This is a genomic window from Hymenobacter negativus (assembly GCF_016056375.1).
Classification (GTDB): domain Bacteria; phylum Bacteroidota; class Bacteroidia; order Cytophagales; family Hymenobacteraceae; genus Hymenobacter; species Hymenobacter negativus_A.
Genome location: NZ_JAEDAE010000001.1, coordinates 626,055 through 638,190, shown reverse-complemented (window position 1 = coordinate 638,190; position 12,136 = coordinate 626,055). Strand labels below are relative to the sequence as shown.

Genomic DNA, 12,136 nt, shown 5'->3' with positions numbered 1-12,136 from the left:
TGGGAAGTAGCAGCACAAAAGGGAAGGGAAAGTTGCGTTCTGACAACTTAATTTCGGGAGGCAAATAATAATATCAATATTTATAGTTAAAATAATATATATTGCATTTATAATTATAAAATTTATCCCGTGAAGTCATTTGTCCCAACCAATGCCCCGGAGCGCCGCAACTGGGCCGATACGCTGCTGGCCAGCAGCCAGCACATGGCGCTGATTGACGCGGCCAAAACGTTTCAGCACTACCAGCGCGGGCAGATACTGTTCCGGGAAGGCGACCACGCGGCGGGGCTGTACAGCGTCAGCTCCGGCCATTTTAAGGTGACGAAAGTGGGCGGCGATGGCAAGGAGCAAATCATTCGCCTGGCCAAAACCGGCGATATCATGGGCTACCGGGGGCTGCTGGCGGGCAGTGGCCACATGGCCAATGCCATGGCCCTCGACGAGGCCGAGGTGTGCTTTATTCCCAAATCGGTGTTTTTTGAGCTCATCGAGCACAACCCGGGGTTTGCCACTTCGCTGATGAAGCTGATGGCCAACGAGCTGGCCGAAACCGAGGAGCGGATGCTGCACCTGGCCTACAAGCCCGTGCGCGAGCGCTTGGCCGAGGCCCTGCTCCTGCTGCTGCGCACCTACCAGCCGCCGGCCGATGGCCCGCCCAGCTTCACCATTTCGCGCGATGACCTGGCCGCGCTGGTGGGCACCGTGCGCGAAACCGCCAGCCGGTTTATGGCCGAGCTGAAGGCGGAAGGCGTGCTGAGCACCAAGGGCAGCAGCATCACCATCCTGGATATCAGGCGGCTAATTGAGATTTCGACGCTGTACGATTAGGCTGGGCCAGGCCCGGGTGCCGTTGCCGGACCAGGTGCCAGTGCCCCAGCATGGTGGCCACGTTGCGCACGTGGCCTTGGGCTTCGGCCGCGCCGGGACCGTGGAAATACTGCCGAAAAGTGCTTTCCAGCACTGCGCACCAGCGCTCGAAGTAAGTGTTGCACGGCAGTTGGGCGGCGGTATCGGCCAGGAGGCGGCCGTAGTAGCGCATGCCGGTCAGGGCCTGCTCCCACCAAGCAAACTCGCCCCGCGAAACGTGCCCCGCGCGCCCGAAAATCGGCCCCAATAATTCGTCTTCGGCAATGCGGGCGGCAAATAGTTCGACGAAGCGGTGCCGTTGGGAAGGAGTAGCCAAATCAGAAGGAAAGTGCGCGGTCATGATTCGATAAACGGGTGGTAAGCTCGCAAATTTGGCTGTTTCCCCCTGCCATTCCCATGGCAACAATCAGCCGATTGCCTGATATAAATCATTCATAACCACTGGAAATTCTAAACTTTAAACTGGACTAGCCCCCACTACGCGCTGCGCCAGGTCGTCAGGGGCCGGCTTTCGCATAACCCCTAACGACCTGGCTGAACGAGCGGCCTACTCTTACTTCTTAGCGTTCTGGGCCTGGTCGGCGTTTTTACCCTGGCCGTTGTGCACGGGAATGCGCTGCTGGGTGGTTTTGGGGGCACCTTTGGGCACGTGCACGTGCAGCACACCGTTTTGGAAGCTGGCGTCAATCTTGGCGGCGTCGGCGGTATCGGGCAGCTGGAAGGTGCGCAGGAAGGAGCCGTAGGAGCTTTCGATGACGTGGTAGCGGCGGTCGTTGCGCTCGTTCTCAAACTTGCGCTCGCCCGCGATGGTGAGGCGGCCCTGGTCGAGGCTCACGTTGATGTCTTCTTCCTTCATGCCGGGCAGAGCGGCGTCGATGTCGTAGCTCGAGTCCGTTTCGTAGGTGTCGACTTTGGGAAAGAACCGGTTCATCTGGCCCCGCATGGGCATGTTCATGTTGTCGTCAAAAAACCGGTCGAGCAGGGTACTGAAACGGGCAGGCATGACGTCAAAAAACGAGTCCTGCGATTTTTGAATGTTGCTCATGGCGTTTAAGTATTTGGGGTGAATAAACAGGGAAAGCAGCGTAGAGCGGCAGGCGCGGAGGCCGCCGGCCGAGGCTCAGAAAATGGGGCCAACCGATGCCACACACGGGGCTGCGGCCGAGCAGGTTGGCATTAAAAACCCATAACAAAAAGGCGTCGCATCCGGAAGCGGAAGGCCAACCAGAAGGCCGGCCATCAATGCCGCCAGCAGACACCCAAAATTGCCTGCATCGGCCCGCACAATCCATGACATAAATCAATAGTTACCATGACTTTGCACATGGCTCCCGACCCTATTTGGCCATCACCTTGCAGGGAGCTTTCGCCGCTGCATCCGGCGCATTTCCCTACGCTCGCCCACCGCCATGGCCACCAGTACCACCGTTGCCGAAACCGGCGCCATTACCCGGTTTGCCGGGCGGTTTTTTCAGGAGGGATTTCGGCCGCGCTACGAGGTGCAGGAGTTGCTGCACCAGTGCTTCGTGGTGGGCTACCAGTCGCTGCCGCTGGTGGGCATCACAGGGTTCATCATGGGCATGGTGCTCACGCTGCAAAGCCGGCCCACCATGGCCCAGTTCGGGGCCGAGTCGTGGATTCCGACCATGGTGGGCCTCACCATCATCCGCGAGATGGGGCCGATTATCACAGCGCTGATTTTCGCGGGCAAAATCGGGTCCAGCATTGGGGCCGAACTGGGTTCGATGCGCGTGACCGAGCAGATTGACGCCATGGAAGTATCGGGCACCAACCCATTTAAGTATCTGGTGGCCACGCGGGTGCTGGCCACTACGCTCATGCTGCCGGTGCTCACCGTGCTGGCCGACGGCATCGGGCTGTTTGCCTCGTTTCTCGGCATTAACCTGAAGGGCGTGACCAGCCTGGCCCTGTTCACCAACAACATTGTATCGGCCTTGACTTTTGGCGACGTGGTGCCGGCGGTTATTAAAACCTTCTTTTTTGGCTTTGCCGTGGGCATTATTGGCTGCTACAAGGGCTATTATGCCGACAAGGGCACCGAGGGCGTGGGCCAGGCCGCCAACTCGGCGGTGGTGGCTTCGTCGCTGGTCATCTTCATTCTCGATTTGCTGGCCGTGCAAACCACCGGCCTACTGGGCCTCAACTAACCCCCTTGCGATGCTGCCCGCCCCTGCTCCCGTGGCCGCGCCCGCGCCGGCCCCCGCCGCTGCCGAAATCGTGCTCACGGTGGCCAACGTCAGCAAGGCGTTTGGCCCCAACCAGGTGCTGCGCAACTTCTCGCTGGACGTGCGCCGGGGCGAAAACGTGGTGGTGCTGGGCAAGTCGGGCGCGGGCAAATCGGTGCTGATTAAGTGCATCATCGGGCTGCTGCCGGTGGATGCGGGCACCATCCAGGTGCTGGGCCAGGACGTGGCCGCGCTGGACCACGCCGCCCTCGACCAGCTGCGGGCCAAAGTGGGCTTTCTGTTCCAGAGCAATGCGCTGTACGACTCGATGACAGTGCGCGAAAACCTGCTGTTCCCGCTGCGGCGGCACTGGCTGACGCACGGCCCCGGCGAAGAGGACGAGCGGGTGCGCCAGGCCCTCGACGACGTGGGCCTGGGCCACACCATCGACATGATGCCGGCCGAGCTGTCGGGGGGCATGCGCAAGCGCATCGCGCTGGCCCGCACCCTCATCCTGCAGCCCGATATTATTCTCTACGACGAGCCTACCACCGGCCTTGACCCCGTGACGGCCCGCGAAATCGACCAGCTCATCCGGGAAGTGCAGCAGAAGTACGGCACGTCCTCACTCATTATCTCGCACGACATGAACTGCGTGCGCCTCACAGCCAACCGCGTGGCCCTGCTGGTAGAAGGCCGCTGCTACGCCCAGGGCACCTACGCCGAGCTAAAAGCGAGTACCAACCCGGCCATCCACGAGTTTTTTTCGGAATAGTAACCTTTTAATTCCTCCCGCCATGCCGCAGCGCCCCGCCAGTACTTATTTCCGCTTGGGCTTGTTTGTACTCGTCGGGCTGGGCTGCCTAGTGGCCGTGCTGTTTATGCTGGGCCGCAAGCAGAATCTGTTTGGCAATTCGCTGGAAGTGCAGGCCGATTTCCGGAACGTGTCGGGCCTGCTCACGGGCAACAACGTGCGCCTAGGCGGCATCAGCGTGGGCACAGTGAAGGCCATCCGCATTCTGAACGACAGCACCGTGCGCGTGGGCCTGAGCCTGGACCGCGAGGTGCAGCCCTACGTGAAGAAAAACACCATTGCTTCCATCGGCACCGACGGGCTGGTGGGCAACACCATCATCAACCTGAAGGCCGCGCCCGCGCCGTCCCCGGCCATTGAGAGCGGCGACGTGCTGCGCACCACCACCCCACTGGCCCTGGATGCCATGCTGGGCACGCTCAACGTATCGAACAAAAACCTGGTGGGCATCACCAAAGACCTGCGCGAAATTACCCACAAGCTCAACGGCAGCGACGCGCTATGGAAGCTACTGAACGACCAGCAGCTGGCAGTTGAGATGCACCGCAGCCTGCAAAACCTGGCGGCGGCCACGGCCCAGCTGCAAGGCTCGGCCACAGACATGCAACAGCTCACGCACGGGCTGCGCCAGGGGCGCGGGCCGGCCGGCTACTTGCTCACCGACACGGCTTTTGCCGGCCGCATGCGCCATGCCACGCGCCAGCTGGCCAGCACTTCCGATACCCTGGCCCACACTTTGGCCGGCCTCAAACACCAGATGCAAACCCCCAACGGCCCGCTCAATACCTTGCTGGCCGACACGGCTACGGCCCGCAACCTGCGCCAGAGCCTGCGCAATGTGGAGCTGGGCACGGCCGGCTTCAGCCAAAACATGGAGGCGCTAAAGCATAATTTTCTGCTGCGCGGGTATTTCCGCAAGCAGGCCAAGAAGGACAAGGCCAGAGCAGCGGCGGAGTGAGGATGAGGCCCCACGGCAACTTACTCGCTCCGCACTTCCGGCATGTCAATTCCGTGCTCGCGGATGTAGGCGGCGTGTTCGGTGAGTTTCAGCTGGCAGAACTGGGCCAGGGCCGGGCTGTTGGGCTGGGGTTCGATGCGGTCGAGGGCGGCCATCACCAGCTGGTAGCGGCTCATGTTGTTGAGGACCAGCATATCGAAGGGAGTGGTGGCTTGGCTTTCCTCCAGGTAGCCGTGCACGTGGAAGCGGGCCGGGGCGGGCCGGTGGTGCAGCAGCTCATGAATGAGCAAGGGGTAGCCGTGGAAGGCGAAAATCACCGGCGCATCGGCCGAGAACAGGCCCAGAAAGGCGGCTTCCGACAAGCCGGGCGGGTTGGTGTCGGGCGCCATCAGGGCGAGCAAATCCATCACGTTCACCACGCGCAGGCGGAGGGAGGGCAGGTGCTGCCGGAGCAGGGCGGCGGCGGCGATGATTTCCTGGGTGGGCACGTCGCCGGCGCCGGCCAGTACCAGGTCGGGGTGCGGGTGAGAGTCACTGCTGCTCTCGTTGCCGGCCCAGTGCCAGGCTGAAATCCCCCGCTTGCAATGCTCGCGGGCGGCCTCAATGCCCAGCCATTGGGGCTGCGAAGCCTGAGAGGTCACTACCAGGTTGATGGCATCGCGGCTACGCAGGCAGGAGTCCATCACGGCGAGCAAGCAGTTGGCATCGGGCGGCAGATACACCCGCGCCACCGAGCTTTTCTTGGCCGCCACCGCGCTGAGGAAGCTGGGCACCTGATGGGCGTGGCCGTGGTGGTCCGGCCGCCACACGTGCGAGGTGAGCAGGTAATTAAACGAAGCCACGGACTGCCGCCAGGATAAGTTCTTGCTTGTTTCCAACCACTTGGCATGATGATTCAGCATGGAATCGACCAAGGGCATGAAGGATTCGCAGCAGCAAAACACCCCGTGCCGACCGGTGAGCAGATAGCCCTCGAGCCAGCCCTGACACGTTTGCTCGCTCAGCATTTCCATCACGCGGCCCTCGGGCGCTAAATCCTCGTCGGTTTCGTGCAATGGCCCCAGCCAGGCCCGCTGGGTGGCCTCGAACAACGGCAGCAGGCGGCTGGCAGTGGTTTCGTCGGGGCACACCACGCGGAAGTTGCGGGCGTCCTCGTTGCGCCGGAACACGTCTCGCAGAAAAGTGGCCAGCTTGTGGGTGGCCGCCGCCGTCGCGCCGCCCGGCGCCGATACCATCGCCCCGTAATCGCAGAGGTTGGGCAGCCTGAGGGGCACCAGCAGCTGGCCGCCGTTGGCGTGCGGGTTCCGGCCGAGGCGGTGCTCGCCGGTGGGGCAGCCGCTCAGCAGCTCCTCGCACAGGGCGCCGGTGAGGGGGCGGCACAGGTCCTGCGGGCGGTAGCAGCGCAACCAGCGTTCGAGGATGGGCAACTGGATGGGCCGGCCGGCCGGGTCGGCCACGGGCAGCTGGTGGGCACGGGCGGTGTTTTCGACGGCCTGGCCGTCTACCGCGAGCGGGCAGGTCCAGCCCTTGGGCGTTTGCAGGATGAGCATGGGCCAGGCCGGCACCCCGTCGAGCAGCCCCAGCCGGGCGTGCTCCTGAATGCGCCGGATTTCGGTGTGCGCCCAGTCCAGGGCCTGCCACATGGCGGCGTGCACCTGGTGGGGTTCGCTGCCGCTCACAAACCGCACCTGGTAGCCGTACCCGGTGAAGAGGTGGCGCAGCTCGTCGTCGCTCATCCGCCCAAAAATGCTGGGGCCCGACAGCTTGTAGCCATTCACGTGCAGAATGGGCAGCACTGCTCCCGAAGTGGCCGGATTCAGGTACCTGTTGGAATGCCAGGCAGCAGCCAGCGGCCCGGTTTCGGCCTCGCCGTCGCCCACCACGCAGGCCACGATGAGGTCAGGATTGTCGAGGGCCGCGCCGTAGGCGTGGGCCAGGCAGTGGCCCAGCTCGCCGCCCTCCTGAATCTGGCCGGGCGTGCCGGGCCCCAAGTGGGCGGGCAGGCCGCCGGGCCACGAAAACTGCCGAATGAGCTGCTCCAGGCCGGTGCGGCTGAGCGAGAATTGCGGGTCTACTTCGCCCAACGTGCCTTCCAGAAACAGGTTGGCCAGAATGGCGGGCGCGCCGTGGCCCGGCCCCGTCACCAGCAGCACGCTGGCCTCGGTGTCCTGCACCAGGCGGTTGAGGTGGGCGTACACCAGGTTCAGGCCCGGCTGCGTGCCCCAGTGCCCCAGCAGGCGCGGCTTGATGTCGGCGGCCTGCAAAGGTCGCTCCAGCAAAAAGTTGTCGCGCAGGTACAGCTGGGCCGCCCCGAGGTAATTAGCAGCCAGCCAGTAACGGTGCAGCCGGGCCAGGCGGGTGGCCTGGGGCACGGCGGTGGCGGTGAGTTCGGGAGTCATGGGCAAGTGCTGGCGAGAAGATTGAGGAGCGGAGGCCGGCAACCGGCTCAGTCGGTCGTGGGCAGCACCAGCACCGGCACGGGGCTGCGATGCAGCAGCTGGGCCGTCACGCTGCGGTGGAACAGGCCCCCGAGTAGGGTGTGCGGGCGGGCCATCACCACAATGAGTTGGGCGTTGACTTCGGCCGCGGCGTGCAGGATGCCGTCGGCGGTAGCTTCTTCGCGCACTTCGTAGAGGCTGTTGTTGTCGATAGGTCCGAACAGGCCCGTGCGGCGCACCGCATCGAGGCCGATGCCGGCTTTCGAGGGGCCTTGTGCGGCGGCTACGTGCACCACCGTCGTGGTGGGGTTCAGGGCCTCAAACAAGTCGGCCAGGGCCAGCGACGGCGCGGTCAGCCAGAAGGGCTGGTCATCGGCGGCCACCACCACGCGGCGGGGCAGCTCGGGGTCGGAGCATTCCTCGGGCACCAGCAGCAGCGGGTAGTGCGCGCCTTGCAGCACGGGCAGCGCCATGTTGCTGAGCACGCGGTCAATCAGGGTGGTGGGCTGCTCGCGGCCGGCGGCCAGCAGCAACGGGTGGTGGCGCTGTACGGCATCGGCCAGGGCCAGGCCCAGGGTGTCCACGGTCACTTCCGGCTCGGCGGGCACGGGCAGCTGCCCGGCGCGCTGGGCCAGGTCGGCCATCATTGCGTGGCGGCTGGGCGTGGTCACGGGCACCATTAGGGCCGATTCGGGGAACAGCAGCGGGTCCTGAAACACGTGCATGAGCACGAGGTGGCCTTCGGGCAGTTGCGTGGCCAGCTGGCTGGTGTAGCGCAACACCGCATCGGTGGCGCTGTTCAGGTCGGAGAGAACGACGAAAGTTGGTTGCATAGCAGGAAGCCGGAAGGAATGGGTGAGCGCCGGTCCCGCCGGTTCCGGCGCTGAGCCAAGCGGGGTGCGCAACCGAATACAGGGGGAGCAAGCTTAGCTCCGCAGGAGAGTTAAGGCTGACATGAATGGGGTTGATAACCGGCCCCTATCTGATAACCGGCCCCTATCCTAATCACAAATAATTCACGCAAAGCCGCTTGCCTACATTCAGTAGGTCAAAGGACTTGTCTTAAATTTCGGCAGCACAACCGCCAGACACTATAAGAATTATCAATCTGCGGCATGAATTATATCATTGCCGACCACCACTCCGACATCTGCGCCTGCCCTGCTACGCTTCTCCCCTGCTTAGCCAGCGGGCAGCGTTGTACTGGCCGGTCGCTTGCCGGCCATCACCCAGCCCAGCAGCTGGCCAAATACCAGCGTGGCCACGGCCGGCCCGGCAATGAGCAGCACAGCTACCGACGTAAGCTTTTGTAACCCCAGCAGGCGGTGCAGCAACGGCTCCACATACGCCAGAATTATCAGCCCCGAGCACAGGGCCAGCGCCAGCCACACGTAGCGGTTGCGCAGCACATCGTTGTGCCAGAGCGGCGTGCGCCCCCCTGCCATGTTGAAAACGTGCACCAGCTGGGCGGCCGACAGCCCAAAAAAAAGCACGGCATTGGCAGAGGCCGGGGCCAGGCCCAGCTGGTGCCGGGCCAGGTAGTCGGCCCCGAGCAGGGCCACGGTCATAAGCGCGGCGTAGGCCACCGCCAGCCGCCAGTCGCCGGGCCGCATGATGGGGCCTTGTGGGTCCTGCGGGGGGTGCTGCATCACGTGCGGGCTGCCCTTGCCCACGCCCAGCGCCAGGGCCGGAAACACGTCGGTGAGCAGGTTCAGAAACAGGATTTGCAGGGGCAGCAGGCCCGCGCCGTGGCCCAGCAGGCCGGCGGCCGTCACCACCAGAATTTCGCTCAGGTTGCACGACACCAGGTAGAGCACGAAGCGCCGGATGTTGGTGAAGATGATGCGACCCTGCTCCACGGCCACCACAATGGAGGCAAACGAGTCGTCGCGCAGCACCAGGGCGGCGGCTTCGCTGGCCACCTGCGTGCCGCGCCGGCCCATGGCCACGCCAATGTCGGCTTTTTTGAGGGCCGGGGCATCGTTCACGCCATCGCCGGTCATGGCCACCACGTGGCCCTCCTGCTGGTAGAGGCTGATGAGGTCCAGCTTCTGGGCCGGGCTCACGCGGGCAAATACGCTGGCATGCCACAAGCGGTGGCGGCCTTCGCCGTTGGGCTGAGCGAGCAGGCTTTCCAGCTCGTCGCCCGTCACCACGGTGGCATCCGAGTCCTGGGTGAGGTGCACTTGGTGGGCCACGGTGCTAGCCGTAGCGGGATGGTCGCCGGTCACCATCAGCACCCGGATGCCGGCGCGCTGGCAGGCCTCCAGGGCGGGCACCACTTCAGCGCGGGGCGGGTCGAGGAAGGCCACTAGGCCCAGCCAGGTCAGCTCATCGGTCCAATCGGGCTGGCACGCATCGGGGAGCTCGCGGCAAGCCAGGGCCAGCACGCGCAGGCCGGTGGCGGCCAGCTCATTGGCGCGCTTCAGCCATTCGGCCCGCTCATTGGTGCCAAAGGGTTGGGGGCCCGTGGCAAGCTGCTGCCCGGTACAATGCTGGAGCACAGCTTCGGCGGCACCCTTCACGGCTACCCAGGGCCGGCCATCGGGCTTCCGGTGCAGCGTGGCCATGAGGCGGGTATCGGAGTTGAAGGGCTGCTCGGCCAGGCGCTGGTGGGCCTGGGCCGCCGGCACATCAAACGGCCCGCCGTGGGCCAGCGCCAGTAGCGCCACTTCGAGCGGGTCGCCGAGGGCCGCGTCGGCGGTGGCGGGCGAGTAGGTGGCATTGTTGCACAGCACCGCCACCCGCAGCAGCAACTGGTAGGCCGCGCCCGTGAGCGCCGCCGGAGGGCCGCCCGCAGCCGCCAGCGGATACCGGAGCTGGCCCTCGGGCAGCCACACGGTGTGCACGGCCATCTGGTTCTGGGTGAGGGTGCCGGTTTTGTCGGTAAAAATTACGTCGGTGCCGCCCAGGGTTTCCACGGCGGCCAGGCGCTTCACCAGCACGTTGTGGCGGGCCAGGCGCATCATCCCGAAGGCCAAAGCCAGCGTGGCCACAATGGACATGCCTTCCGGAATGGCCGCCACGGCCAGCACAATGGCAATTTTCAGGAGCCCAAACACCGGCTGGCCCTTCAGCAGCCCAATGGCTACGTAGACCGCCGCTAGCCCCACCGTGATGTACACCAGCTGCCGGGCCAGCCGGTCGAGCTTGGCTTCGAGCGGCGTGGCCGCGCGGGCGGCGTGCTGCACCAGCTGGGTGATTTCGCCCAGCTGCGTGCCGCTGCCTACCCCCGTCACGTAGGCCCGCCCCGTGCCATTGACCACAGCTGTGCCCTTAAACAGCTGGCATGCCGCCTCGGTGGTTTTAAAATCGCACCCCTCCCCAACGGCCGGGTCCACGGCTTTCCCGGCGGGCATCGACTCGCCGGTCAGCGCTGACTCGTTCACCTGGAGCTGCTGGGCTTCGAACAGGGCCGCGTCGGCCGCCACTACCTCGCCGGCTTCCACCAGCAGCACATCGCCGATGGTGACGTGGTGGGTGGGCACGGCGCACACCCGGCCGTCGCGCAGCACGCGGGCCGTGGTCAGGCCCAGGCGGCGCAGGGCCGTCATTGAAGCTTGTGCACTCCATTCTAGCCAGAAGCCAATGCCGGCATTGAGGGCAATAACGGCCAGAATGGCGATGCCCTCGGCATGGTCCTGAAAGGCAAACGAAAACCCCGCCGCGGCCCCCAGCACCAGCACAATCAGGCTGCGAAACTGGCGTAGCAGCACCTGCCACCAGCTGTCGGGCACCACGGGCTCCACGGCGTTGGGGCCGTATTGCTGGAGCCGGGCCCGGGCCTCTGCTTCGGTGAGGCCCACCACGCGGGCCGCAATGGTCGGCGACGGTGGCGGTTCGATGAGCTCGGGCATAACAACGGCTGTGAGAAAGAATCCAGTTGATACCAACTACGGTACTTTATCTACCCCAATGACATGAATTACAATTTAGTAAATCAGCCATTAAGCCATTAAGCCAGCACATTATCGGCCGCGTGGTGGGCCTGCCGGCGTTGGGCGGCCGGAGGCTCAGCGGCCGGCACGGCCAGCACCGGCACGGGGCTGCGGCGCAGCACTTCGGCCGTCACACTGTGATGGAACAGCTCGCCCAAGTAGCTGCGCTGGCGGGTGAGCAGCACCACCAGGTCGGCTCCCATGTCGTCAATGGCGGCCAGAATACCATCGGCCGGGCGGGCGTACTGGTAGCCGCGCGGCTCCACTTCGGGCAGGTCCGTGGTCAGGCCGCTCAGCTCCACGGCGTGCCGGGCGCGGGCGCAGTTTTCATCGTCCTCAATGCCTGACACGTGCACAATGGTGACGTGCGGAGCCAACTGGTGGAGCAATTGCTTCACGCCCTCGATGGCCGGGGGCAGGGCAAAAGGCTCGCTGTCGGCGGCGATGAGCACGCGCCGGGGCGGCGTGGCGGCGGCCGTGCGCTGGGGCACCAGCAGCAGCGGCAGCTGCACGGCGCGCAGCAGCTCCAGCAGCATCAGGCTCACCTGGTCGGGGGTGGCGGCGTCATCGGCGGGCCGCCCTACCACGAACAGCGCGGGGTTGTGCTGACGGGTGAGGGCCTGGGCCGCCGTGGGCAGCAGGTCGGTGATAAGCTCTACCGTGGCCGGCGTGTGCAGCTGCGCGGCCATGTTGGCCAGCATGGCCTTGATGCCCGGCTCGTCGGCCAGCTCCTGCCGCCTCCAGCTTTCTCCGGTAAAAATGTAGGGGTCGAAGAAAGAAATGCGGTTGGCGTGCAACAGAAGTAGGCGGCCGTCCACGCCGCCGGCCAGCTCGTCGGCATAAAGCACGGCGCGCTGGGCCTCGGGGTAAAAGCTGGTTAAGACAATGAAGGAGAGTTTCCGGGCCGTTTTCATTGCAGAAGAAATTATGGAAGC

Annotated in this window: 10 protein-coding genes; 4 read left to right on the top strand and 6 right to left on the bottom strand. The window is 64.7% G+C overall.

Annotation, left to right across the window (positions count from 1 at the left end; translation table 11 throughout):
* Positions 1-129 precede the first annotated feature (129 nt).
* Positions 130-828 (top strand): Crp/Fnr family transcriptional regulator, encoded by a 699-nt coding sequence (locus I7X13_RS02805; RefSeq protein ID WP_198074262.1) that lies wholly within the window; start codon positions 130-132, stop codon positions 826-828.
* On the opposite strand, the gene I7X13_RS02800 is transcribed toward I7X13_RS02805, so the two are convergent.
* Both I7X13_RS02800 and I7X13_RS02795 read right to left on the bottom strand, forming a co-directional pair.
* On the bottom strand, positions 791-1,207 hold the full coding sequence (locus I7X13_RS02800) for a globin family protein (RefSeq protein WP_198068247.1): 417 nt from the start codon (positions 1,205-1,207) through the stop codon (positions 791-793). The two genes, I7X13_RS02805 and I7X13_RS02800, sit on opposite strands and share 38 nt — an antisense overlap.
* 213 nt (positions 1,208-1,420) lie before the next feature.
* Complete coding sequence (locus I7X13_RS02795) at positions 1,421-1,912, bottom strand: Hsp20/alpha crystallin family protein (RefSeq protein WP_198068246.1); 492 nt, start codon at positions 1,910-1,912, stop codon at positions 1,421-1,423.
* A 364-nt stretch (positions 1,913-2,276) separates the two neighbouring features.
* Here I7X13_RS02795 and I7X13_RS02790 point away from each other — a divergent pair, with 364 nt between their 5' ends.
* From I7X13_RS02790 to I7X13_RS02780, 3 genes are read left to right on the top strand one after another with little or no spacing between them, the layout of a single operon-like run.
* Positions 2,277-3,035: an MlaE family ABC transporter permease gene (locus I7X13_RS02790; protein WP_198074261.1), complete on the top strand. Its 759-nt coding sequence runs from the start codon at positions 2,277-2,279 to the stop codon at positions 3,033-3,035.
* 10 nt (positions 3,036-3,045) lie between these two features.
* Positions 3,046-3,828: an ABC transporter ATP-binding protein gene (locus I7X13_RS02785; RefSeq protein WP_198074260.1), complete on the top strand. Its 783-nt coding sequence runs from the start codon at positions 3,046-3,048 to the stop codon at positions 3,826-3,828.
* 22 nt (positions 3,829-3,850) lie between these two features.
* Positions 3,851-4,825 (top strand): MlaD family protein, encoded by a 975-nt coding sequence (locus tag I7X13_RS02780; RefSeq protein ID WP_198074259.1) that lies wholly within the window; start codon positions 3,851-3,853, stop codon positions 4,823-4,825.
* Between the two features lie 20 nt (positions 4,826-4,845).
* On the opposite strand, the gene I7X13_RS02775 is transcribed toward I7X13_RS02780, so the two are convergent.
* The 4 genes from I7X13_RS02775 to I7X13_RS02760 form a co-directional block, all read right to left on the bottom strand.
* Entirely contained in the window at positions 4,846-7,224 is a 2,379-nt protein-coding gene (locus I7X13_RS02775; RefSeq protein ID WP_198074258.1) for a phosphoketolase family protein, read from the bottom strand.
* A 47-nt stretch (positions 7,225-7,271) separates the two neighbouring features.
* The gene (locus I7X13_RS02770; RefSeq protein ID WP_198074257.1) at positions 7,272-8,096 is read right to left on the bottom strand and encodes a universal stress protein; all 825 of its coding nucleotides are present in this window, start codon (positions 8,094-8,096) and stop codon (positions 7,272-7,274) included.
* Between the two features lie 348 nt (positions 8,097-8,444).
* On the bottom strand, positions 8,445-11,120 hold the full coding sequence (locus I7X13_RS02765) for a cation-translocating P-type ATPase (protein WP_198074256.1): 2,676 nt from the start codon (positions 11,118-11,120) through the stop codon (positions 8,445-8,447).
* Between the two features lie 98 nt (positions 11,121-11,218).
* Entirely contained in the window at positions 11,219-12,115 is an 897-nt protein-coding gene (locus I7X13_RS02760) for a universal stress protein (RefSeq protein ID WP_198068239.1), read from the bottom strand.
* Between the last annotated feature and the right edge of the window lie 21 nt (positions 12,116-12,136).